The 23,450-nt window shown below is 69.0% G+C and carries 15 protein-coding genes and 1 pseudogene; 9 read left to right on the top strand and 7 right to left on the bottom strand.

The window, feature by feature from the left end:
* The first annotated feature begins 92 nt into the window (after positions 1–92).
* Positions 93–2,684, top strand: coding sequence for a magnesium-translocating P-type ATPase (gene mgtA, locus CMC5_RS14655; protein WP_050431011.1), 2,592 nt, complete (start codon positions 93–95; stop codon positions 2,682–2,684).
* Between the two features lie 1,105 nt (positions 2,685–3,789).
* Here mgtA and CMC5_RS44500 read toward each other — a convergent pair.
* The 3 genes and pseudogenes from CMC5_RS44500 to CMC5_RS14665 form a co-directional block, all read right to left on the bottom strand.
* Positions 3,790–4,083, bottom strand: a pseudogene (locus CMC5_RS44500) (hypothetical protein); the annotation flags it as partial.
* 836 nt (positions 4,084–4,919) lie between these two features.
* A complete protein-coding gene (locus CMC5_RS14660; RefSeq protein ID WP_050431012.1) occupies positions 4,920–5,987 on the bottom strand; it encodes a serine/threonine-protein kinase in 1,068 nt (355 codons plus the stop codon).
* A 156-nt stretch (positions 5,988–6,143) separates the two neighbouring features.
* Complete coding sequence (locus tag CMC5_RS14665) at positions 6,144–6,773, bottom strand: TetR/AcrR family transcriptional regulator C-terminal domain-containing protein (RefSeq protein WP_050431013.1); 630 nt, start codon at positions 6,771–6,773, stop codon at positions 6,144–6,146.
* Between the two features lie 119 nt (positions 6,774–6,892).
* Here CMC5_RS14665 and CMC5_RS14670 point away from each other — a divergent pair, with 119 nt between their 5' ends.
* Positions 6,893–8,374: an FAD-dependent monooxygenase gene (locus CMC5_RS14670; protein ID WP_050431014.1), complete on the top strand. Its 1,482-nt coding sequence runs from the start codon at positions 6,893–6,895 to the stop codon at positions 8,372–8,374.
* A 74-nt stretch (positions 8,375–8,448) separates the two neighbouring features.
* On the opposite strand, the gene CMC5_RS14675 is transcribed toward CMC5_RS14670, so the two are convergent.
* From CMC5_RS14675 to CMC5_RS14685, 3 genes are all read right to left on the bottom strand, one after another.
* Positions 8,449–8,892, bottom strand: coding sequence for a hypothetical protein (locus tag CMC5_RS14675; RefSeq protein ID WP_050431015.1), 444 nt, complete (start codon positions 8,890–8,892; stop codon positions 8,449–8,451).
* 221 nt (positions 8,893–9,113) lie between these two features.
* Positions 9,114–10,079, bottom strand: coding sequence for an ABC transporter ATP-binding protein (locus CMC5_RS14680; RefSeq protein ID WP_050431016.1), 966 nt, complete (start codon positions 10,077–10,079; stop codon positions 9,114–9,116).
* A complete protein-coding gene (locus CMC5_RS14685; RefSeq protein WP_050431017.1) occupies positions 10,079–10,924 on the bottom strand; it encodes an ABC transporter permease subunit in 846 nt (281 codons plus the stop codon). The genes CMC5_RS14680 and CMC5_RS14685 overlap by 1 nt, the downstream gene beginning before the upstream one ends.
* Before the next feature lie 150 nt (positions 10,925–11,074).
* Between CMC5_RS14685 and CMC5_RS14690 the strand changes: the two genes are divergently transcribed.
* Positions 11,075–11,749 (top strand): glutathione S-transferase family protein, encoded by a 675-nt coding sequence (locus CMC5_RS14690; protein ID WP_050431018.1) that lies wholly within the window; start codon positions 11,075–11,077, stop codon positions 11,747–11,749.
* Between the two features lie 42 nt (positions 11,750–11,791).
* On the opposite strand, the gene CMC5_RS14695 is transcribed toward CMC5_RS14690, so the two are convergent.
* Positions 11,792–12,949 carry a serine hydrolase domain-containing protein gene (locus CMC5_RS14695; protein WP_050431019.1) on the bottom strand — a complete coding sequence of 386 codons (1,158 nt, stop codon included), beginning with the start codon at positions 12,947–12,949 and terminating at the stop codon, positions 11,792–11,794.
* A gap of 205 nt (positions 12,950–13,154) precedes the next feature.
* Here CMC5_RS14695 and CMC5_RS14700 point away from each other — a divergent pair, with 205 nt between their 5' ends.
* From CMC5_RS14700 to CMC5_RS14725, 6 genes are all read left to right on the top strand, one after another.
* A complete protein-coding gene (locus CMC5_RS14700) occupies positions 13,155–15,683 on the top strand; it encodes a type VI secretion system Vgr family protein (protein ID WP_050431020.1) in 2,529 nt (842 codons plus the stop codon).
* 34 nt (positions 15,684–15,717) lie between these two features.
* A complete protein-coding gene (locus tag CMC5_RS14705) occupies positions 15,718–17,589 on the top strand; it encodes a hypothetical protein (RefSeq protein WP_050431021.1) in 1,872 nt (623 codons plus the stop codon).
* Between the two features lie 9 nt (positions 17,590–17,598).
* Positions 17,599–19,929, top strand: coding sequence for a DUF2169 domain-containing protein (locus CMC5_RS14710; RefSeq protein ID WP_050431022.1), 2,331 nt, complete (start codon positions 17,599–17,601; stop codon positions 19,927–19,929).
* A 3-nt stretch (positions 19,930–19,932) separates the two neighbouring features.
* Entirely contained in the window at positions 19,933–20,319 is a 387-nt protein-coding gene (locus CMC5_RS14715) for a DUF4280 domain-containing protein (protein ID WP_050431023.1), read from the top strand.
* 59 nt (positions 20,320–20,378) lie between these two features.
* Positions 20,379–21,152, top strand: coding sequence for a thioesterase II family protein (locus tag CMC5_RS14720; RefSeq protein ID WP_063796275.1), 774 nt, complete (start codon positions 20,379–20,381; stop codon positions 21,150–21,152).
* 192 nt (positions 21,153–21,344) lie between these two features.
* Positions 21,345–23,426 carry a type VI secretion system Vgr family protein gene (locus CMC5_RS14725; RefSeq protein WP_050431024.1) on the top strand — a complete coding sequence of 694 codons (2,082 nt, stop codon included), beginning with the start codon at positions 21,345–21,347 and terminating at the stop codon, positions 23,424–23,426.
* Positions 23,427–23,450 lie beyond the last annotated feature (24 nt).

The raw sequence follows: 23,450 nt of genomic DNA on the forward strand, positions 1-23,450 counted from the left end.
AGGGCCCAGGCCTGGTCTTCCCGACCCGGGCCGCCCCGGCGGACAGGACCTCGCCTCCTGGCCGACCCGTTGCACCTCTGGCCTCCCGACCCATGGAGTGTGATCCGCACCGGCTGTGCAGCTTGCCGCTGACGGAGATGCTCGGGCGACTCGGCGCCTCGCCTCGGGGGCTCACGAGCGACGAAGCGCGACAGCGCCTCGCTCGCTCGGGCCCCAACGAGCCCACGGGCGCGAAGCGGGAAGGGATGGTCCTCCAGGTACTTCGCCGCTTCGCCAACCCCCTCATGGGCATTCTTCTGCTCGCGAGCCTCGTCTCCGCGGTTCTGGGCGATCTGGCGAACGCTGCCCTCATCGTGATCATGGTGGCGCTGAGCGTCGCCCTGGACGCCTTCCAGACGCGACGGTCCCACCACGCGGCCGAGCGACTTCGTACGCAGGTCGCTCCCACGGCCACCGCGTTGCGGGACGGCTCCTTTCAGGAGATCCCCCGGCGTGACCTCGTCCCTGGTGACGTCCTCAAGCTCACGGCGGGCGCGCTCGTGCCCGCAGACGCCCGCCTCCTGGAAGCGAGGGACCTGCACGTCCAGCAAGCGGCGTTGACCGGGGAGTCCCTGCCCGTCGAGAAGCAGCCCGATCCTGGGGCGCGGCAGGCGACGAACCCGGTCGAGATGACCCACGCCGTGTTCATCGGCTCCTCGGTGGTGAGCGGCACAGCGACCGCGGTCGTGTTCGCGACCGGCGCCGACACCGCCTTCGGCGAGATCGCCCACACCCTGTCCAAGCGACCACCTCCGACCGAGTTCGAGCGCGGCACGGCGCAGTTCGGGATGTTCATCCTCCGGGTCGTCTTCTTCCTCGTCCTCTTCATCGTCGCGGTGAACGCCGCGCTCCGGCGAGACCCCCTCGAGACGCTGCTCTTCGCGGTCGCCCTCGCCGTCGGCCTCACCCCCGAGTTCCTGCCGATGATCACCACCGTCACCCTCGCGCAGGGGGCCGTGCGGATGGCGCGCGAGAAGGTCATCGTCAAGAACCTCGCGGCCATCCAGAACCTCGGCAACATCGACGTCCTCTGCACCGACAAGACGGGCACGCTCACCACCGGGGAGATGGTGCTCGACGCCCACCTCGATCCTTTCGGCGAACCCTCCGAGCGGCCGCTGCTCCTCGCCTACCTCAACAGCTACTTCGAGAGCGGGGTGGACAATCCCCTCGATGAAGCCCTGCTACGCCGCGCGAAGGTGAACCCGCTCGACGCCGCCGTGCTGCGGCACGAGCACCCCGACATCGACGGCTTCGCCAAGATCGACGAGATGCCGTTCGACTTCGAGCGCCGTCGCGTGAGCGTGGTCGTCGAGCGCGGTGGCGAGCGGCTGCTCGTGAGCAAGGGCGCCCCGGAGCACATCCTCGCCGTCACGACCTCCTTCGAGCACGGTGGCGAGGTGCGCCCGCTCGAACCCGAGCCCCGCGCCCGCTGTGAGGCCACCTTCCGAGCGCTCAGCGAGCAGGGCTTCCGCGTGCTCGCGGTCGCCTACCGTCGAGTGTCCTCGAAGCCGGTGTACGACCGCGAGGACGAGCGTGATCTCACCCTCGCCGGCCTGCTCGCCTTCATCGACCCGCCCGTCTCCGACGCGGCCGAGCTCGTGGGGGCCCTCCGTGAGGCGGGTGTCTCGCTGAAGATCCTGACGGGCGACAACGAGCTCGTCGCGGCGCACCTCTGCGCGCAGATCCAGCTCGACGCCGGCGACATCGTCGTCGGTGCAGCCATCGACCGCCTCGACGAGCCGACCCTCTCGCACCTCGTCGAGCGCACCCAGGTCTTCGCGCGCGTCTCCCCCGCGCAGAAGCACCGCATCCTCCGCGCGTTCAAGGCCCGTGGCCACGTGGTCGGCTACATGGGCGACGGCATCAACGACGCCCCCTCCCTCCACGCCGCCGACGTCGGCATCTCCGTGGCTGGCGCCGTCGACGTGGCCCGGGAGGCCGCGGAGATCGTGTTGCTCGAACGGAGCTTGCGGGTACTCCGCTCCGGCATCCTCGAAGGCCGGAAGGCCTTCGGCAACGTCATGAAGTACCTGCTCATGGGCACCAGCTCGAACTTCGGCAACATGATCAGCATGGCCGGCGCCTCGCTCTTCTTGCCCTTCCTGCCGATGCGCCCCACCCAGATCCTGCTGAACAACTTCCTCTACGACCTCGCGCAGATCACGATCCCCACGGACAACGTCGACCCGAGCTTCGTCCGTCGGCCGAGGCGATGGGACATCGCGCTCATCCGGCGCTTCATGCTGTTCATCGGCCCGCTCAGCTCGATCTACGATTTTCTCACCTTCTACGTACTGCTCCGCGTCTTCGCGGCCCCAGCGCCTCTCTTCCACACGGGCTGGTTCATCGAGTCGCTGGCGACGCAGACGCTGGTGATCTTCGTCATCCGCACCATGGGGAGTTCGATCGAGAGCCGCCCGAGCCGAGCCCTCACCGCGACGACCCTGGGCGTCGTGGCCGTCGCCCTGGCGCTGCCCTACACCCCCGTGGCGGCGCCGCTCGGCTTCGTGCCGATGCCGCCGACCTTCTTCCTGTTCCTCGTCGGCGCGACGCTGACCTACCTCGCCCTCGTCGAGGTGGTCAAACGCGCCCTGTTTCGCCGCGTGTTCGCTGAGCCTCCCTCGCCCTCGCGCGCAGCCTGAGGCGTGCTGCGACGTGATCGAGCCGGTGCGTGACGACGCGGGCGGGCGCGGACGACGGTCTCACGCTCAGGGGGCCGAGCCCTGACGGGGCAACGTGCACTGGTGCCTGTCCTACAAGGCCCCTGGCTGGCGCACATGGAGGGGGCCATGGCGTAGGGTCGACGGGTCAGCCTGGTTCCCTGGAGGACCCGCGGCCGCGTGCGCCGCGATGTGAAGGAGGGGCGAACGTCGACGATGCCCATCGATCCGCGTCGAGCTGCGCCCATTCAGAGCCAAAGTGGACGTTCCGAGCGGAGGGTATGGAGGCGCCTGAAGGAAGGTGTCGACCAGCCTGGAGGGTCGATGAAGCCGTTCTTCCTGGGGGCCTCCGGGGAGAGGGTCGGGTGGTGAAGGCATGAAGAGGGGTGGCTGGGGACAGTGGGAGGGCAGGGGGAGAGGGCGCTATCCGTCCTGAGCCGACGTGGATTGAGTGGAGGGGGCAGGGGACGGTCCGCTGAGTGGCCATGGACGGGGGGCCGAGGAGGGGTCGGAGGCTTCTGCACGTACTTGGGGAAGCACGAGCACGTGCTTGGGGAAGCACGAGCACGTGCTTGGGGAAGCGCGAGCACGTGCTTGGGGAAGCACGAGCAGGAGGTGGGGCAAGCACGAGCAGGAGGTGGGGCAAGCACGAGCACGTGCTTGGGGAAGCACGTGCAGGAGGTAGGGCAAGCACGAGCACGTACTTGGGGAAGCACGTGCAGGAGGTAGGGGAAGTACGAGCACGTACTTGGGGAAGCACGTGCAGGAGGTAGGGTAAGCACGAGCACGTGCTTGGGGAAGCACGTGCAGGAGGTAGGGGAAGTACGAGCACGTGCTTGGGGAAGCACGTGCAGGAGGTAGGGCAAGCACGAGCACGTGCTTGGAGAAGCACGTGCAGGAGGTAGGGGAAGCACGAGCAGGTACTTGGAGAAGCACGTGCAGGAGGTAGGGGAAGCACGAGCAGGTACTTGGAGAAGCACGTGCAGGAGGTAGGGGAAGCACGAGCAGGTACTTGGGGAAGCACGTGCAGGAGGTAGGGGAAGCACGAGCAGGTACTTGGGGAAGCACGTGCAGGAGGTAGGGGAAGCACGTGTGGCTCGAAGGTCGAGATGACCTTCTCCTGCGCTGGCACGGACCGTCCTCTCAGTACCCGTCGCTCCGCTTGGTCGAGCACACGCTCGGCTGCCGGGACGTGATGGCTCAGCTGCTCCACCAAGCTGTTGACCTCGGCATGAGCCTTTTCGCCTCGAACCGAGGGCAAGATGCTCAGCGCCGTACGCGCTGCGATGAGCGTCTTCTTGGTCACTGCGATCAGAGCCCGGTACCGGGGCAGCCGCTGCTCTGCCGACCTGGCATGCGCAAGGGTCAATGCCCGCCGCTTGGGTGCTTCGCTCGAGGGTGATCGCGCCACGGCTGCGTGAGGTGTCGCTGGCGGTCGAAGCTCTTGCGCATCGGAGCGACGTCTTCCCTGACGGTGCAGGGGACCGCCGTGAACGCGGTCCCTCCGACGAACAAAACTGCGGACAGCTAGCCGCTTTTCTCTTCTCGCCTCTGCGACTTGGAGGAGCCTCTCGCGCCACGGTCGTCTTGCGGTCAGTTTCTCGATTCTCTCCATCGCACGAAGTCATCCCGTTACCGGCGAGAGGCGTGGCGTGAGAGTCCACTCAAGCCGAAGGATCGTGGCTTCCCGTGTTTCGGGACGGGCAGAGCCTAGTGAGTGCAGAGGGGAATCGGGCCATTGCATATGCACATCACATTGCCTGTACAGCTTCCGTAAAGGCATTTGATGGTGCATTCAGCGTGCGGGGGCGGTTCGGACATCACGTCCCCTGGTTCTGCGAGTTCGGCTGCGGTGAGATCGCCGCCTTCTTCGGGTTCCCCGGTCTCGACGAGACATGCTCCGAGCAAGGGAACGGAAAGGGCGAGGAGAATCTGTGGGAGCATTCTGGCAGGATTCATGGTGGCCTCTGAACACGGCAATGAGTACGCGCGTGTTTGTGGAGATTCATGCGGTCCGTCCTGCGTGTGTCAAGGCGTTGCCTTCATGTCACCGAGTGGGCGATTTCAGCGTATGTCGTCGGGGAAGCGGTGTGTGACGAGCGACAGGCGAATGACGTGGGGACGATTCCGCTCAGTCTCCTCGCGAACGAGCTTTTCGCGTGCCGTCCGCGATGATCGGCCCATTCGAGCGCTCGTGGCGCTGCTCTCCCGGCTGCCTCACGTCCCCGCCTGCGCCCAGGCGCGTCGTCCGCTCTGATTCTCGAACCATCCATGGAGCGCCGTCCGGAGCTGCGGACCCAGCTCGCTCGCGCGGCGCGGTCGCTCCAGCGGGTCCTTGGCGAGACACTGCAGCACCACCCCGTCGATGGCGCTCGGGAGTGGCGCGAGCGACGAAGGCGCCTGGGGCGACTGCAACACGTGCGCCCGGCGCACGATCGGCGGCGCCCCGACGAACGGTGGGCGGCCCGTCAGCAGCTCGAACGTCACCACACCCAGCGCATACACGTCCGCCGACGGTCCGGTCGTGTCGAGGCCGAGGCATTGCTCGGGGGCCATGTAGATCGACGTCCCGAGCACCTCGCCAGGGCGGGTCACCTTGGGGCCCAGCGCCGCCGTGCCCGTGACCAGACCGAAGTCGAGGAGCGTGACGCCGCCGTCCTCGCGCATCCATGTGTTTTCAGGCTTCACATCGCGGTGGACGACGCCGACGTCGTGGGCTGCGTCGAGCGCCTCGCCAAGGGCAGTCACGATCGCCAGCGCGTCCGATGGCGCGGCGCTGCCCGTGCCGGGTAAGCTCGCCATCCAGTCGGCGAGAGAGCGACCCGCGAGGCGCTCCAGCACCAGGTAGGGGCGCCCGCCAGCGGTGCGCCCGCTGCCGAGCAGCTCGGGCACGAGGGGCGGGGCGAGGCGGCTCAAAGCGACGATTTCGCGCTGCATTCGCACTTCACCGGGACGGCGCGCCACCTTGATCGCCACGGCGCGGCCGTCGTGCATCCGCCGGGCCGCGTGTACGCGGGCGAAGCCGCCCTCGCCAATCAAGGCCTCGAGCTGGAAGCCGGGGATGGTCGGCTCGGGCTCCGAGGCGGTCGCGGTGTCGTCTTCTTCTTGGGCTGCGGCCGCCATGACGGCCTGGATGGCAGCGGCGGCGCGTGAGACCTTCGCGGTCGAGGGCGTGTCCGTGAGCCGGACGGTCTGCGCTGCGTGGGCGGCGACGGCATCCGGGTGTACGGGACACGCGGCCTCGGATCGAGCGGGGAGGCGGCGAGCGCAATGGGGGCAGCGCATCGTGGGAGTATACGGGCCATCCTGTCCATGCCGACTTGAACGGTGAGGGAGGCGCACGTTCCGCCGTAGCGAGGGCCTCGGATGGCCGTGAGGACGGCTGCCACGGACGTTGCCGCGAAGGCCTGAGGTGGTGTGCGGAGGAGGTGCGACGACGCGCTACAGGTTGCTCTTCACGCCGGCGATGAAGCTCTTCAGGCCGAACAGAAAGCGCGCTTCGTGGTCCTCGTCGAAGATGTCGTCGAGCGCGTCGAGCACCGTCGGGAAGCTGGCAGGTGAGAAGGTCTGGAACTCGGCGCGGCGTCGCGACAGATCGCCGAGGTCGGGGTTCGAGCGCGGATCGAGGGCTTGTTCCTCGACGGTGAAGCCGATCACGTAGTGGAACAGCGCGAAGGTGCCCCACGCGGCCACACGGTTCGACGCGCCGCCCTTGCGCAAGGCCGCCATCGCCACCTCGCTCACGCGCAGCACGTTCTCGGTCACCATGTAGGTACCAGCGAAGACGCGCGCGCCATCACGCCGGGCGAGGAGCGCCCGCCGCAGCTCGCAGGCCAGCGTCGTGAGCGTGGTCTCCCACTTCACCCTGGGCTTCACCGTGCGCCCCACGGGCTCGATCAAGGCGTCGGCGAGGCCCTCGACGAGCGACAGCTTGTTCGGGAAATGCCAGTAGAGCGAGGGCGCCTGGATGTTCAGCTTCTGGGCGAGCTTGCGCATGGTGACGCCCTCGATGCCCTCCTCGTCCAGCAAGGTGAGGGCGGCCTGCACGATCTGGTCTTTCTGGATGCGCATCGGTGAGGTCCTGCTGCTTTCGCCATGAGGTCCGGCTGTGGTCTCGGTGGCGTGGCCCAGGCTTGACAGCCTAACACCGTTAGTTAAATCTAACGGTGTTAGGTTCGAGGAGGTGCTCAATGAAACGAGTCGAGGTGGACGTCGCCATCGCTGGCGGCGGGCCCGTGGGGCTGATGCTTGCCTGCGAGCTGTCGTTGGCGGGGGTGAAGGTTTCGGTCTTCGAGCGGCGGGAAGCGCGGGTGAAGCAGTCGAGGGCCCTGACGCTGCACCCGCGATCGCTGGAGATTCTCGCGCTCCGAGGCATTGCCGAGCGATTCATGGCGCGTGGGCGCCCGCTGCCTTCGGCGCATTATGCGGCCCTCGACACGCGGCTCGATCTCGCGGCCCTGGACACGACCTTCGGGTGGACGTTGATCCTCCCCCAGACCCTCACCGAGGAACTACTGGAAGCGCGCGCCCTGGAGCTGGGGGTGGGGATCCACCGGGCGCACCGGGTCACCGGGCTCCAGCAGGACGACGAGGGGGTGTCGATCGAAGGGAGCTGCCCGGAGGGGGCGTTTCACGCGAGGTCTCGGTTCGCGGTCGGCGCGGATGGCGCGCGGAGCGCCGTGCGCACGCTGGCGGAGATCCCCTTTCCGGGGACGGAGGCGACGATGAGCGTCCTCCTGGGGGACGTGGTGCTCTCCGAGCCCCCTTCGGCGCCGGCGGTGGTGCGGGTGGGCGCCGAAGGGACGCTCCTGATGATGCCGCTGGGCGATGGCGTGCACCACCGGATCGTGGTGTGCGACCCGGATCGGTTGCGGGTCCCGCTGTCCGAGCCGGTGACGCTGGAGGAACTCTCGGTCGCGACGCGCAAGGTGATGGGCAGCGATTACGGGATGAAATCACCCTTCTGGCTGTCGCGCTTCGGGAACGAGACGCGCATTGCATCGACCTATCGTCAAGGGCGGGTCTTTCTCGCCGGCGATGCGGCGCACATTCACTTGCCTGCCGGGGGGCAGGGGCTGAACGTGGGGCTGCAGGATGCGATGAACCTCGGCTGGAAGCTCTGCGGGGTGCTTCAGGGGCTCGCGCCGGCGTCGCTGCTCGACACCTACCATCGGGAGCGGCACCCGGTCGGGCAGCGGCTCATCCAGGATACCCTGAGCCAGTCGGCGCTGTTCTTCGGGTTCCACCGGGAGGGGCTCGCGCTGCGGGAGGTGGTGGCGAGGCTGCTCCGGGTCCCCGAGGCGAACCGGGTGCTCGCCGAGCAGATCGCCGCCCTCGACGTGGCGTATCCAGAGGCGGTGCTGCCTGCGCCGCCCGGGATGGAGGCGCCTCCGGAACTCGTGGGGAGGCGCCTGCGCGATCTGCCCCTCCCGTCCGGCGACGGGACGCGCCGTTCCCTCTACGAGCTCCTGCACGATGGGAAGTGGCTGTTGATCCGCAGGCCGGGGGCGCCGACGGCCACGTCAAGGGCACCGCGCGCCGAGCTTCCCGGAGCGTGGGCGCGCTGGACGTCCGTGGTCGTCGCAGACCTGCCCGGGGAGCCAGCGGCCCTGCGCGGGGGCTCGGCCGTGCTGATACGTCCGGATGGGAGGATCGGCTTCGTGGCGCGCTGAGGTGTCACGCCGTCGCCGTCGGACCCGTCCAGGGGAGCCGCCACCCGATGGCGCTGCTTCGTGGCGCGCTGCGCTCAGGCGGTGCTCTTGGCAGCGCAGCCGCGGGCGACCCATCCACCCCCGGCCTGGCGTTCCCGGTACTCGGCACGCAGCTCGCTGCGCGCGTTGTCGCCGAGCAGCTCGCAGGGGTCGAACCAGTGGGTGGTCACTGCCCGGTCCAGCACGGCGATGAGGCTCCCTTCGAACTCGGGGTTGTCGGGGCAGCGGTGCTTCCAGAGTGCGCCTCGGGCGGGCAGCTCCGAGAAGCAGAGCACTTCCTTCACGCCGCCGTTACAGTTCGTGGCGACGATGAGGTAGGCGCCGGGCAAGATGTCGCCAGGCGCGACGCGCAGGACGATGTCGTGATGGAACTCGCCCTGCTGCCAGTGGTCGAGCAGCTCGTAGCCACCCACGGTCAGACGCAGCTCCTCGAGGAGGGCTCCCAGAACGAGCGTTTCCGCCAACCTGCGCACCAGCATGTCGAAAGGCTAGCACGTCGCCCTGGCTCGGGCGGTGCGGGGGGCGAGGATCGGGCGGGGTGACGCATCTTCGACGCCCGACGAAAATCGTCATCCGTTCGGGGGTCGATGAGCCGTACGGTCGAGGTTGGCTGGAGCCTCGTGGGACGTCGGCCACCAGGAGTCGGCTGGTAGGCGTGCCCGTGCGTGTCCGTGGGTGAGGGGGGCCGCTGGCGAGCGCTTCACTCGGTCAGTTCCATGACCCGCTGCTCCAGCCGTCGCCCCTTGCTGATGCTGCTGATCCTGGCCTGGTGGTGATAGAGGACGCTGCAAGCGCGGCGGATCATCTCCTCGGCATCGACGGCGGTGCGATCGAAGGTGACGACCAGCTCGCGGGCGCTGCCGTCGAAGGTCACGGTGGTCACGGCCTCGATGCCGCGCACGGCGTCCTCGGGGACGGGGCCCGCGGCCAGCTCGAAGCGGATCTCGGACGAGGAGGCGGTCAGTTCGGCCATGCTGCCGTGGGCGACGACGCTGCCGTGATCGAGGATGGCGGCGTGGTCGCAGATCGCCTCCAGCTCCTGGAGGTTGTGGCTGGAGATGACGAGGGTGCAGCGGCCCTTGCGGGCGCCGATGATGCGGCGGACGCCGTAGGCGACGCGCGGGTCGAGGCCAGCCGTGGGCTCGTCGAGGAGGACGACGCGGGGCTCGCCGAGGAAGGCCTGGGCGAGGCCGACGCGCTTGGCCATGCCGTGCGAGAGCGTGCCACAGCGGCGGTTCCACCAGTCGGCGCCTTCGACCTCGGCAAGAGCGGCGCGGGCGGCGTTCTGCGCCGCGCTGTGCGTCATGCCCTGCAGCTCGGCGAGGAAGGAGACGTAGGCGCCCACCTGCTCGCCAGGGGGGAGCAGGGCGTCCTGCGGGAGGACGCCGACGCGGCCCTTGAGGGCCTCGACGGCGTCAGGATCGTGGTCGAGGACGGAGATCAACCCACGGGTGGGGGCGAGGTAGCCGGCCAGCATGGAGAAGGTGGTGGTCTTGCCGGCGCCGTTGGGGCCGATGAGGCCGAAGACGCTGCCCTCGGGGACCTCGAAGGAGAGGTCCTTCACCGCGGCGACGTTGCCGAAGCTCTTGAACACGCTCTGGACCGAGATGGCCGAAGGGATCAGCGGGGCGGCGATCTTGACGTTGTCGTGCTGCTCGGGGCTCATCAGATGTCCCTCTTCTGCAGGATGAAGGAGGCGAGGGCGGCGCAAGCGCTACCCCAGAGCACGAACAGGCCGATGCTCCGCGCGACGAGGAGGGGATCGGGCGAGACGAGGTGCGTCTCGTAGGTGCCGGGGAAGGCCCAGGTGAGCAGCCGGGTGGACTCGAAGTACCCGAGGATGGAGTTGGCGAGGCCGAGGACGAGCAAGAGGCCGGCGCCAGCGAAGAGGGCAACGGCCGGTGTGCGGAAGAGCGAGCTCACGAGGCCCGTGAGCCCGACGTACGCAAAGGCCTGGGCGATGCAGAAGAACCAGAGGCGGCCGCCCCAGGACAGGACGGCGAGGGGCTGGGCGTCGCCCTGGAGGATGGTGGCGACCCAGACCACGCCGTGGAGGACGAGTGCCATGCAGGCGATGATCACCCAGGTGCCGAGGGTCTTGCCGAGGACGATGGAGCCTCGGTACGCGCGGCCAGCGAGATACCGCAAGCTCCGGTGCTGGACCTCGCCCGCGAGCTGGTCGTAGCCGATGAGCAAGATGAGGAGCGGCAGGAAGAAGAGGGTGCCGCGGAGCAAGAAGAGGAGGACCGTGGGACACTCGATCAGGTAGTCGGCGGTCGGCTCGTCGTAGATCCGCTGGAGGAGCACCTTGCGCATGGCGCGGGTGGGGTCGTCGACGCCAGGAGGGGGCGCCCCTGCTTCGGTCTGGAGGCGGGTGAAGAAGAGCTGGATCATCACCGGCAAGGCCCCGCCGAGGAGGAAGAGGACGAACATGGCGATCCCCTTCCTGCTGCCGAGGTTCCGGCGGATCTCCCGCGAGGCCACGAGGACCACTTCGCGCGCTGCGAACATGACCCCTCGTACGCCAAGGCAGGGGGCGCTGATAGAGCCAAGGTGGGGGTGGAGCGGGGGGAGTTCGTGCTCGGTGGCGGGGGGGAGGGGAGGAGGCTGGTCCGGGCGAGGTCCACTTGCCTCCGGGCAGGCCGGCGCTTAGGGACACCCATGATCATCGTCCACCACCTGAACAACTCCCGCTCGCAGCGTGTGCTCTGGTTGCTCGAAGAGCTCGAGGTGCCCTACGAGGTGAAGCGCTACGAGCGTGACCCGAAGACCATGCTGGCGCCGCCCGAGCTGAAGGCGGTGCACCCGCTGGGCAAGTCCCCGGTGATCACCGACGGTGACAAGACCATTGCCGAGACGGGGGCGATCATCGAGTACCTGGTCTCCACCTACGGGGAGGGGAAGCTGAGCCCCCCGGTCGGGACACCGGAGCGGCTCCGCTACACCTACTGGCTGCACTACGCCGAGGGGTCGGCGATGACGCCGCTCCTGCTGAAGCTGGTGTTCAGCATGCTGCCTGCCCGTGCGCCCATGCTGGTGAAGCCGGTGGTGAAGTTGATCTCGGCCAAGGCGCAGAGCACGTTCATCGATCCGCAGATCAAGACGCACGTCGACTACTGGGAGAGCGAGCTGCGCAAGTCGACCTGGTTCGCGGGCGAGGAGATGACGGCCGCAGACGTTCAAATGAGCTTCCCGGTGGAGGGAGCCGCGGCGAGGGCAGGGCTGGGGGCAGAATACCCGAGGCTGAAGGCGTTCCTGTCGCGCGTCCACGAGCGACCCGCGTACAAGCGGGCGCTGGAGCGTGGTGGGCCCTTCAGCATGGTCGGAGGCGGGTGAGCGAGGCGGGGGAGTGGAGCGACTGGCGAGGGAGGCGCAGCCCTAGCCCAATGAGGCGTAGGCCGCGTCGATCAGTGACTTCCAGCGGGGGTCGCCGCCGAGACCGGCGATCAGCGGCTGGTTGACGACGAAGCCGAAGCCGAGCTTGGCCTCGGCGTCGGCGAAGCCGAGGTTTCCACCGACACCCGGGTGCCCGAAGGCGTGTGGGGGGCCGAAGGGGCGCATGGGGCTCGGGAGCATGAAGCCGGAGGCGAAGCTGTCCGGAAGGCCGAGCACGGCGTCGACGCCGCGGACGCGCTCGCGGGCGGCGCTCTCGAGGGTCTCGGGCTGGAAGAGGCGTACGCCGTCGAGGATGCCGCCAGCGGCGAGGCCGCCGTAGAAGCGCGCCAGGCTGCGGGCGTTGCCGTGCCCGTTGCTGGCAGGGATCTGCGCCCTGCGCCACGCCGGGTCGTTGACGATGGTGTGCTCGCGCAGCTCGGGCGGGTTGCCGAAGGCGAGGAGCAGGACGTGGCGGTCCTCGTCGGAGAGGGGGCCGAAGGGGTTGCTCGGAGCGCCCGGGATCGGCACGGAGGGCGCGACTTCTGCGGCGCGGTGGTCGTCCTCGGCGGGGAGGCCGATGTGGTAGTCGAGCGACCAGGGGCCGGCGATCTCGCGCGCGAGCAGCGTGCGGACGTCGACGCCAGAAGCGCGGGCGAGGACCTCGCCGACGAGGAAGCCGAAGGTGACGGCGTGGTAGCCGTGGCGCTGACCTGGCGCCCAGAAGGGGCGCTCGGCGGCGAGGGCGGCCGTCATCTGCTGCCAGTCGGTGAGGGTCCCTCGGGGCAGGAGCGTGCGCACGGCGGGGAGGCCCGCGGTGTGATCGAGGAGCTGGCGGGTGGTGATCGCCTCCTTCCCCTCGGCAGCGAACTCGGGCCACAGGCGCGCGACGGGCGCGTCGAGATCGAGCTGGCCCCGCTCGGCGAGCAGGTGCGCCAGCGCGGCGACGAGGCCCTTGCCGGTGGAGGTCGTGTTGACCACGGTGTCCTCTCGCCACGGGTGCTGTCGCGCCTGGTCCGCATGCCCCGCCCACAGGTCGACGACCACGTTGCCGTCGTGGACCACGCTCAGCGCTGCGCCCAGCGTGGGGAACGCCTCCAGGGCGATCGCGAAGGAATCTTTGACGCGGGTGAAGGCCGGCAGACAGTCGCCATCGATGTGCATGGTGTGTGAAACTCCTCCCAGGCGTACGCCACACGGCGTGGGCATCTCGGGGAGGCTATAGGGCCAGCGTGTTTCTGGCTCACCAGGATTCGTACCCCGCGCCGTGACTCGGTCGAACGGCGCGACCCGATGGTGGCGAGGGCGAGCGCCGGAAGCATGACCGGTCGAGGAGGTCCTTCGCCCCAGCGCTCGCTTGAGCTGAGGCATGTCCCTCGGTAGCGTGCTCGTCGTCACCATGGAGTTCGAGTCAGTTTCCTGGGACGTTCAGGATGAGGAAGCGTCACGAGGCGCGGCGTTCGCGGCGTTCGGGCACGATTTTCGTCTCTCGCTGGGCGGCCTTCCGGAGGCCGACATCACCGTCGTCGCCTTCCGACTGACGGAGGCAATCCAGGCGCTGTACGAGGCGGAGGTCCTTTTCTTTCTACGCACGGAGGCAGACGGGGATCCTCTGGTCGACGCGCTCGGGCGAGGAGCTCGGCTGACCCTGCCCTCCGAAGGGCAGGATCGCGTGGTGCATGGCGTCGTGGGAGACGTGGCGCTCGTCAGCGCGCACGCCGATCGCCGGGTCTACGTGGCGCGCATCATGCCCCGGCTCTGGCGGCTGACGATGGTGACGGACACCCGTGTGTTCCAGTCCATGACCGTGCCGCAGATCGTCGCCGAGGTGCTCGGGGCCCACGGGATCGCCCACACGGCCCGGCTCTCTCGGACCCATGCATCGCGGCGGTACTGTCTCCAGTACGGCGAGACCGATTTCGCTTTCGTGGCCAGGCTGCTCGCGGAAGAGGGGATCGCCTTCTGGTTCGAGCACCCGGCGGGCGCGGACCAGGGGGAAAGCGAGGTGCTGGTGCTCGCCGACAGCGAGGCGTTCTATCAGCCGCTCTCCCCCATGGACCGGCTGACGTTCCGGCCCGATGCAGGGGCGCTCGAGGGGTCGGGGGGAGACGTGCTCGCGCTGCGGCTGCTGCGGCGGGTGGCGCCAGGGGCGGTGACGCTCCGGACCTACGATCATCAGCGGGCGGCGCCGACGCTCTGGCGGCAGGTGCCGACGCCTGAGCCTGCGAGCGTGCCGACGCGTCTCGGCGGTGTGCTCAGTGTGGCGGTGGAGGCGAGAGGGGCTGCTGGAGGGCCACTGGAGGACTATGATCCGCACGGGCACCACCAGGAGCTGGAGCTGTCGGCGAGCGCTGCGGCGACGCGGCTCGCGCAGCATCGGGCACTCGCGAGCACGGTGGCCGGAACGACGGTGTGCAGGCAGCTCGTGCCCGGGCGCACCTTCACGGTGGTCGGGCACGAGGTGCTGGAGGAGCGGGAGCGGCTGGCGGTCGTGCGCGTGGTGCACCATGGCAAGAGCCTGATCGGTGCGGCGTTTCGTTACCGCAACGAGCTGCTCGCGGTGCCGAGCGGTGTGCTGTGCAGACCGCCGTACCCGCCGCGCCGCGTGGTGCAGGTGGTCGAGAGCGCGGTGGTCGTCGGGTCGGAGGGGCAGGAGATCGAGCCGGACCATCTCGGCTGCGTGCGCGTGCAGTTCCACTGGGATCGGCACGGAAAGAACGACGAGCGCAGCTCGTGCTGGATCCGCGTGCTCCAGCCGTGGGCGGGCCCGACGTACGGCTTCCAGTTCACCCCGCGCCTCGGGATGGAGGTGCTGGTGTCGTTCGTGGGTGGTGACCCGGATCAGCCCGTCATCCTCGGCTGCCTGCCGAACCCTGCGAACGCGCCGCCATACCCGCTGCCAGAGCATGCGACGCGCAGCGGGATCCGCACGCAGTCGTCGCCCGGGTCGGTGGCTGGCCACAACGAGCTGATGTTCGAGGATCGTCAGGGCAGCGAGACGGTGATGCTGCGGGCCCAGCGCAACCACCAGGAGGTGGTCCTGAACGATCAGCACGTGAGCGTGGGGCGGGATCAGGAAGAGACGGTCGGGCAGGATCGGTCGGTGAAGGTGGGGGGGGTCGACGCGCTGCGCGTGGACGGGAGCCGCCGCGTGGAGGTGGGCGAGGTGTCGTCCACGGTGGTGGGCGGGGACGAGTATTCGAGCGTGGGGGGCCAGCGCTTCCAGCGTGTGGAAGGGGGGGCGCAGCTCACGGTCGGCGCCGAGCTGGGCTTCAAGGTCGGCGAGGGGCTGAACCTGTACGTGGGCACCTCGATGATCAGCGACGCGACGGTGCAGACGAGCGGCGCCCTGCGCCTCGTCGGGACCGAGATGGTGCGGGTGCAGTCCTCGAAAGGCATCGAGCTGACCTGTGGCTCGTCGGTCGTGTCGATCTCGCCCGAGGGCATCACGCTGCGCGCCGCGCGGGTCCGGGTGGAGGCAGTGAAGGAGGAGATCACGCTGCAGCGTGGCGAGACGCAGCTCCGGGTGGGCGAAGCGATGGAGGTGGAGAGCGCCACGGTGCGGCTCACCACGTCGTCGGCCGCCCTCACGCTCGATCAGAGCGCCGAGCTGCTGGGCAACCCCGTGAAGCTCAAGGGGCCGGGCAACGCGCAGCGCTCGCGCCCGGACAGCGTGGAGGCCACGCCCGGTCAGGCGCGCTTCAAGGTCGATCCTCCCCCGGGCCACGTAGGGCCGCTCGTTCTGGTCATCGCGACGCCGAGCGGCGAGGTCGTCGAGCGAGAGACCGACGGCAATCACGAGGTCGTGCTCGACGGGGTGGAGGGAGACCGGTTCGAACTCGTCGAGGTCCGGATTCCCGGGGGGGACAGGCTTCAGCACCAGCCGCACGAGGCGTAGTCCACGGCTCTCCAGCCCGAGGTCCTTTGCAACCATGGCCAGCGTCTTTTCTCTGCTGCTCGACACCCTCCCCCTCACCGTGGCCTTCAAGGCGGCGTGCCGGGCATCTGGCTCGCCGCGCGAGCGACTGACGGTCAACCAGATCTTGCCGTTCGTGCGCGCTTTGCCGAAGAGCGGGCGGTTCTCTCCCACGGCACCGTCGCTTCCTCGGGCATCGACACCGTTTCCAGCACGTCGTCTCTGGAAGTGGACGCACGATGGCGGCACCCCGAACCACATGACGGACCTCACGTGCCGCGTGCGGGACACGGGCTACAAGACCCAGCTCGTCACCCGCTCGATCGTGTGGGGCCACGAGGAGGATGGCGGTCCGATCCAGCCCTTCGTCCGGGTGGTCCGGGCGGGCGGCGAGGTGCTGGATTTGCCTCTCTCCCCGGACTTCCTCCACAGCCGCTGGCTGGTCACGGGCGGCTGGATGGGGCAAGGAGAGAGCCACAGGTTCCCGCTCGAAACGTACCTCGACAGCAGCCTGGTGCTCGCGTTCGCCTACGACCTCGCTGGCCCGAGGGACGGCGTGTCGGCGTACCGGCCCCCGGATGGAGATCCCGGTGAGCTGGCGATCTCGCAGTACATGGCCGGGTCGGGTTCGTGCCCCGACGAGGCGAGCGATCGGTGGCTCACCCGGGCTCTGGCGGGTGATTTCATGCGCCAGGTGGAGGAAGCAAGGCCGGCGGCAGCCGAGGTCGGCGGGAGCGCGCGCATCACGGTGAGCGCTCCGCGTGTGCTGGTGGTGCTCTCCTTTGCCACCTGCCGAGAGCGGGCCGACTTCGAGCCGGGAGGCCTCGTGGGCATGGCGCGCTTTTACCCTCAGATCATGGTGCGCGCCTCCGTCCCGCTCCGCTCGGTGCATGGGTCGGTGCGGCTGACCCGGCCTGCGACCACCACCGTGCTGGACCGTGGGGATGGCACCGTGGAGGGCACCTGCTGCAACGCCTACGAGGAGATCAAGTCCTTGCTCGTCGCCGACATGAACGAGGATTTGCCGGGCCCCGACGACGCGTACAAGCCCTTCTGGTCGGGCACGTTCTCCCATTACGAGGTCGATCCGGACAGGCGCTTCCGGCAACGCCCCCTCCACGTGGTTCGCCGCGATCTGACCAGCACGCGGACGATTGCGAGTTGCGGCGTGCGCGACCTGCCGACGTATCCGTCCGATCTCACGAGCGTCACCAAGCTGCCGCGCCAGGGGGAGTTCGACAACATCCACGTGGCACCTCGCTTGAGACTTCCGGCCACGCACATCCTCATCCCCAACTATCTGTGGGGGAGCGTCGATCGGGTGGCCATCGATCCTGGGCGGATGCGCCTCGATCCGATCGTCATGGCGCCCTTCTGCGCGCACGATTGTCTGCACATGCACTGGCGGTGGGGCCCGGGCACCGCGCGATGGACGCTGGGGTGGGGCTCGGCTGGGCCCTATACCGAGCCCGGCGCGCCCCTCGTGCCACCGTATCAGGACGTGGACATCACGATGCATGGGCCCAACGAGTTCACCTACACGGAGCACGTGCATCCCCGCCCTGCGAGGGGGTCCGATGCTGCCGAGATCCCGGCGGATCGATGGAGTCACCTCGTCTATGCCGGTGCGGCCTATGCGCAGGGGATCGTGGAGTGGCGGCAGAGCAGGGCTGCTTCGGTCATGGCGTTCGGGGCTCACTTCCGCACGGCCGTGAGCGGGAATGGGTTCGCCGACGCCACGGGTCGCGTCCTTGCGATGTTCGATGCGCCGGCGGTGCTCTACTGGAACCTCCGCTACTATGCACATCGCACGGCTTCAGGCGATTACGAGGCCAGAGAGTGGTTGAGCATGAGCCGAGCGGACGTCGATCGGGCCCGCCTGGGGTGAGGTGATTCCATGCATGTGCTTCCCGAGAATCATCACCGCCTCGTCGCCAACCGTGCGGCTTCGCCCGCGTCGGCGGCGGAACTGGCCTCCGCGCTGTGGCCGCTCCTGCTCGCGCTCCGAGCGTGCTGCACCACGCTCGACCTGTTCAGCGGGTACGACGAGATCTTCCAGATCGTGCCCGTGAACGACGAGGAGACGCTGGCGCGTTTGCTCGATGGGGGGGAAATCGAGTGGCACGGACCGCGGCCCCCGGGAGAGCCCACCCATGCGACGCGGCTGTTCAACGGGAAGGACGGCGCCCACTTCGCTGATCTCTACGTCCGCTGGATCCAGGGGAGCGAGGCGGGGTCCGCTGGGCTCTCGGTGGAGCTTCGGCTCGGGCGGGATCCCGAGGTGCGCCAGGCACTCCTGCTGCGGCAGGCCTTCGAGGGGCTGGTGCAGGCCGTGGCACCCACCGTGGCGTTCGGTGAGACGTGCTTCCAGACGCCGCGTGCGAAAGAGCGCTCGCTGAGCCCCTGGCCCGCCTGGCTGACCTTCGTGCCAGCACGGCTGGGGGCGCCGCCGTCGTTCGAGGCGCCGACCGAGGTCGATGCGCTGGAGGGGCTGGGGGCGGTGGTCGTGGCCGTCCCTGGGGCGCTGGATGACGACGCCGCGGGGGCTGGCATCCGGAAGCGCGTGGCGGCTTTGCTCGAACCGAAGCTCGGAGCTCCACCGGCGAAGCGTGTCGAGGCCTCTGTGCCGCCGCCTGGCGTCGCATCCGGCGCTGCGCCCTCGGGGGCGGCTCTCCCCTCCTACCTGCGTGCTCCTGCCGAGGCGAAGCGCATCGAGCCCGTCGTTCACGCAGTGGCCGAGGCAGCGGCGCCGTCCGTACCGACGGCGCCGCCAAAGGCGCCCCAGATGCCCCAGGTGCCCGCGGTGGTGATGCCGCCAGCCGTCGTGCAGCAGTCCGCGGCATCCAGCTGCGCGTGCGGGCCCGTGGCGCGAGGGCCCGCTGCGGCAGGGCAAGGGCCGGCAGGTATTCCTGCGCTCGGCGTGGGGCCGTCCGCTCCACTCGCCGTGGGGCAGGTCCGGTGCGCGACGCTGGGGTGGAGGATCGAGGGCGCGTATTACCTCACCACGATCGTCAAAGCGTCGTTCGTCCTCCGTCCCGGAGGCGGCCTCTCGCTCACCGACCCCGCCCCGGTACAGCTGACCGATGCGTACCACAACGGGCCGCTGTCGAGCCTCCAGGACCCCAGCGATCTCGTCCCGTATCTTCCTTCTGCCGAGGTGATGCTCACGGGTCATGCCGTCGTGCCGCGGGGAGGTCGAGGGACCGTGCGCCTGAGCGTGCACCGGCTCCATCCGGGCCGCACGTCTCCGGAGGTGCTGGTCGACAAGCGGCTGGTGGTGCGGGGCGATGGCGACGCGGGCGGCGCGGCGGATGGGCTCGTGCGGGTCCCGCTGCGGTACGAGCATGCGCGCGGAGGGCCAGGGAATGCCGACAATCCCGTGGGGGTCGGGCATGGCCCGGGTGACCCGTCACCGCGGCTCGTCCACCCCGACGACCCCAGCGTGGCAGCGTGCTTCGGGCCCATCTCTCCCTTGTGGGCGTCCAGAGCGCGGACGGTGTCGTCGGAAGAGCGTGAGGGGCTCCGGCAATCTCTCCCCTCGCTCCCGGCCAGCTTCTCGTGGGCGTACTACATGGCGGTGCCTCCCGATCAGCGCATCACCGGCTTCCTACGCGGTGACGAGGTGCTGATCCTCGAAGGCTTCGGCCCGGACCGCGGGCGCGTCGAGGCACGCCTGCCAGGGCTCTCGGCGCGGTGTCTGGTCTGGGCGCCCGACGCACCGCCCGAGGTCGTGCAGCTCGCGGCCGACACCCTCCGCGTCGATGTGGATCGGGGCGTCGTGTCGGTGACGTGGCGTGGCTACATGCCCGTCCGAGGCGAGGGCGCGTTCCCGCGGCTGGTGGCGGCCGGAGCGCTGTCCTTGCCGACGGAGGCGGTGCACTGGCCGACGCCCGCGGTGATCGAGGACGTGCGCCAGCGGTTCCGGCAGCAGTCGACGACGGGGGCGGTGGCTCGTGCGCCCGTCCATCTGGGCATGACGGCCGATCTGCCGGACGGCGCCCCCTCCTCCGGGCCGATGCCCTTCGCGCCGTCAGCGCCCTCGTCTCCGTCGGCGCCGCCCTCTGTGAGGCCGGCCGCTCCTCCTGGGTCGCCGCTGTGGTCCGATGCGCGTCCCGCCCCGCGCGTCACGGCGCGGCAGCGCGAGACCGTGGCCATCAGCGCGGTCCCCGAGCCGGAGGTGCCTGTCGAGGAGTCGTCGTCGACGCGCGGCCCGAGCGAGAAGACGTAAGCCATGCCGTGCCTCGTCGTCCATGGAGCCAGGCTCCGCTGCAGTCAGGGAACCTCGCAGGCCACGCTGACCGTGCTCCCTTCCTCCGAGGCCCGCGGGGACGAGCAGCCTGCGGCCACGGTGATGGATCACAAGCCGCTGTTGAACGTGGCCACGTTCGGGATGTGCCAGACGCAGGCCAACCCGCAGGTCGCTTCAGCGACCGCGGCCGCGCAAGGGGTCCTCACCCCGATGCCCTGCGTTCCTCTGGTGACCGCGCCGTGGTCGCCTGGAGCGAGCTTCGTCAAGGTCGGCCAGCACGCGGCGCTCACCGCCGACTCCACCTGCACCTGCCAGTGGACGGGTACCGTGGAGGTCGTCGATCCGGGGAGCGTGATCGAGGTGGAGTGAAGCGTGTCCGGGAAGCAGAGGCATCGACCCCACCTCGCCAACGGAGGTACACCACCCCCATGAGCACCCAGCGCCTCCAGCAAGCTGCGAAGAGCCCCTGGCTACTCGGCTTTCGCGCCGTCTCGAACCCTCGCTTGCGCCTGTTCTGCTTCCATCACGCCGGAGGCAACGCGGGCAGCTACCGATCCTGGGCGACGGCGTTGCCGTCGGACATCGAGGTGCTGGCCGTGCAGCTCCCTGGACGTGGCACCCGCTTCAAGGAGCCGCTCCTCACCCGGCGTACCCCGCTCCTCGACGCTCTCCTGCCCGTCATCACCCAGGCCGCGTCCGGCGCACCGTTCGCCTTCTTCGGTCACAGTCTAGGCGCGCTCATCGCCTTCGATGTCACCTGCGCGCTGCATGCAGCCAGAGCGTCGTTGCCGCGTCTCTTGATCGCGTCCGCGCACCAGGCCCCCGGCCTCCCCGACACCGACGAGCCGCTCCATGCGCTGCCCGACGCCGACTTCGTGGCGGCGCTCCGTCGTTTCGGAGGCATGCCACAAGCCGTGCTCCAGCAACCCGAGCTGATGGAGCTGGTCCTCCCCATCCTCCGGGCCGACTTCGAGCTCAGCGAGTCATGGCGCACCGCGTCCGACGCGCCGCTCCCCGTTTCCATCACCGCGCTCGGCGGTCTCGCCGACGTCAGCGTGTCCGAGACCGCCCTCGAAGCGTGGCGCATGCACACGCAGCGTGATTTTTCTCGGCACATGTTCCCTGGTGATCACTTCTTCTTGCAGAGTTCCGAGCGCGCGGTCATCGACCTCATTGCGCGAGCCGTCGCACACATCGAGTAGAGCCGAAGAGGATTTTGCCGCTGAATCTGGTGCCCATTCGTGCGCTGACGCATGTCGCCATTTCTCCTCGAAGACAGACACCGCCGTCCCTTGTGCGCAGGAAGAGTCTCCTTGTAGGATCGCGCGGCTATTCATCCAGCGCCCCTCTCTTGCGCTACGAGCGACGAGGGGTGCTCCAGGAGGCAGCGTGCGATGGCGACTCTGACGCTCAGCTTCGCGAACGGCGAGAACTCCCTGTCGGTGAGGAGGTTCTCCGTCGAAGAGGCGATCTCGAACCTCTTCACGGTGTCGGTATGGGCCCGCTCGGAAAGCCCGAGCATTGACCTGGAAGGCATCGTCGGGCAGCGCGCCAGCCTGAAGGTGGAGAGCGGCTACACGCACAACCGCCTCGGCGGTGCGCGGCTCTGGAGCGGCGTCGTCCGCAACATCCAGCAGGTGCACGCCGTCCAGCCCACGGGCAACGGCGAGCAGCTCTCGACCTATTACCTGAACATCGTGCCGCGGCTCTGGCTGCTCACGCAGCGGCGGAACTACCGGATCTTCCAGCACCTCAGCATCCCCGACATCATCGATCGCCTGCTCGGCGAGTGGGACGTGTCGCCGACGTGGAAGATCGATCGCGGCCGCTACCCCAAGCTCGAGTACCGCGTCCAGTACGGAGAGAGCGACTTCTCCTTCTTCAGCCGGCTCCTCGAGGAAGCGGGCATCGCCTACGTCTTCCCCGAGGAAGACCGGAACGGCGCCGGCATCATCTTCGGCGACGAGTTCCAGGCAGCCGAGCCGCGCGCGGGCGGTGCGCTCCCGTTCGTGGACAACGCCATCAAGCTGACCGAGGCCGAGCACGTCACCAACGTGCGCCTCGCCCATGCGGTGCGCCCCGGCGCTCACGTCATCCGCGACTACGACTTCCGCAACCCTGCCTTCTCCCTCTTCGGCGAGGCCCCCAAGGCTGGCAGCATCGAGGACAAGTACGAGCAGTACCACTACGAGCCCGGCACCTTCCTCGTCGAAGGTGGCGGCGGTGGTGGCACGCCGGTCGCCGACGACAAGGGCGCCGCGCGGTACGAGCAGGGCTTCGGCACCGGCCGCGCCGGGCGCCTCCTCGGCGGCACGCGTGGCGACAAGCGCCTCGTGCCCTTCGCGACGAACACCGTCGACCTCTGGCCTGGCCACATCATCTCGATCGAGAGCCACCCGCATGCCGAGCTGTCGTCGGGCGCGCGGCTCCTCGTCACCCAGTTCTCGATGGACGGCACGCCGGGCGGTGAGTGGTCGATGGCAGGCCAGGCCGTTTTCGCCGACTCCCCGTACCGCCCCGTGCAGAAGACACCGAAGCCCAAGATCGAGGGCGTGCAGACGGCGACCATCGTGGGCCCCGCGGGCGAGGAGATCCACACCGACGAGTTCGGGCGCGTGCGCGTCCAGTTCCCCTGGGATCGAGAGGGGAAAGAGGACGACAACAGCTCCTGCTGGATCCGCGTGAGCCAGGGCTGGGCCGGCACGGGCTACGGCATGATCGTCCTGCCCCGCATCGGTCAGGAGGTGCTGGTCGGCTTCCTCGACGGTAACCCCGATCAGCCCATCATCGTCGGCCGCGTCTACAACGCGAAGCAGGCCGTGCCTTACAGCCTGCCCGAGAACAAGACCCGCTCCACGTGGAAGAGCGACTCGTCCCTCGGCGGTGGTGGCTTCAACGAGATCATGTTCGAGGACAAGAAGGGCGAGGAGCTGGTCTGGGAGCAGGCCGAGAAGAACCGCCGCCGCCTCGTGAAGAACGACGAGACCATCACCGTCGGCCACGACCGCCAGAAGATGGTCCAGAACGACGAGTTCGAGAAGACGCTCGGCTACCTCAAGGTCTTCGTCGGCAAGGACCAGGACATCGTCGTCCGACAAGACAAGCGCGAGCGCGTCGAGGGCAGCAGCCACCTCATGGTCTTCGGCAAGCGCAACCAGCGCATCGAGGGCAACCAGTCGCTGTCGGTGAAGGGCAACCGCCACGAGTACGTGGGCGAGAACCACGGCCTCGCGGTCGAGGACCAGATCCACATCAAGGCCGGTGGCGCCCTCGTCCTCGAAGCGGAGGACATCACCCTCAAGGCGCCGGGAGGCTTCATCCGCATCGATGGCAGCGGCATCGTCATCCGCGGCAAGGTCGTTCGCATCAACAGCGGCGGCGGTGCCGGGAGCGGCAACGGCTCGAGCCCCGAGGCGCCCGCCGAGGCGATCGAGGCCGAGGTCGATGACGTGAGCAAGACCCTGATCGGTCAGTGACGTCGCGAGCCCAGAGGAGAGAGG

The sequence above is a fragment of the Chondromyces crocatus genome (assembly GCF_001189295.1).
Taxonomy (GTDB): domain Bacteria; phylum Myxococcota_A; class Polyangia; order Polyangiales; family Polyangiaceae; genus Chondromyces; species Chondromyces crocatus.

Excerpts from the sequence above, each read along its gene's own strand:
- CMC5_RS14685 (WP_050431017.1), bottom strand. The coding sequence starts at position 10,924 with ATGTTCGCAGCGCGCGAAGTGGTCCTCGTGGCCTCGCGGGAGATCCGC.
- CMC5_RS14665 (WP_050431013.1), bottom strand. The coding sequence starts at position 6,773 with ATGCGCATCCAGAAAGACCAGATCGTGCAGGCCGCCCTCACCTTGCTG.
- CMC5_RS14690 (WP_050431018.1), top strand. The coding sequence starts at position 11,075 with ATGATCATCGTCCACCACCTGAACAACTCCCGCTCGCAGCGTGTGCTC.
- CMC5_RS14710 (WP_050431022.1), top strand. The coding sequence starts at position 17,599 with ATGCATGTGCTTCCCGAGAATCATCACCGCCTCGTCGCCAACCGTGCG.
- CMC5_RS14715 (WP_050431023.1), top strand. The coding sequence starts at position 19,933 with ATGCCGTGCCTCGTCGTCCATGGAGCCAGGCTCCGCTGCAGTCAGGGA.
- CMC5_RS14660 (WP_050431012.1), bottom strand. The coding sequence starts at position 5,987 with ATGCGCTGCCCCCATTGCGCTCGCCGCCTCCCCGCTCGATCCGAGGCC.
- mgtA (WP_050431011.1), top strand. The coding sequence starts at position 93 with ATGGAGTGTGATCCGCACCGGCTGTGCAGCTTGCCGCTGACGGAGATG.
- CMC5_RS14720 (WP_063796275.1), top strand. The coding sequence starts at position 20,379 with ATGAGCACCCAGCGCCTCCAGCAAGCTGCGAAGAGCCCCTGGCTACTC.
- CMC5_RS14725 (WP_050431024.1), top strand. The coding sequence starts at position 21,345 with ATGGCGACTCTGACGCTCAGCTTCGCGAACGGCGAGAACTCCCTGTCG.
- CMC5_RS14680 (WP_050431016.1), bottom strand. The coding sequence starts at position 10,079 with ATGAGCCCCGAGCAGCACGACAACGTCAAGATCGCCGCCCCGCTGATC.
- CMC5_RS14670 (WP_050431014.1), top strand. The coding sequence starts at position 6,893 with ATGAAACGAGTCGAGGTGGACGTCGCCATCGCTGGCGGCGGGCCCGTG.
- CMC5_RS14675 (WP_050431015.1), bottom strand. The coding sequence starts at position 8,892 with ATGCTGGTGCGCAGGTTGGCGGAAACGCTCGTTCTGGGAGCCCTCCTC.
- CMC5_RS14705 (WP_050431021.1), top strand. The coding sequence starts at position 15,718 with ATGGCCAGCGTCTTTTCTCTGCTGCTCGACACCCTCCCCCTCACCGTG.
- CMC5_RS14700 (WP_050431020.1), top strand. The coding sequence starts at position 13,155 with ATGTCCCTCGGTAGCGTGCTCGTCGTCACCATGGAGTTCGAGTCAGTT.
- CMC5_RS14695 (WP_050431019.1), bottom strand. The coding sequence starts at position 12,949 with ATGCACATCGATGGCGACTGTCTGCCGGCCTTCACCCGCGTCAAAGAT.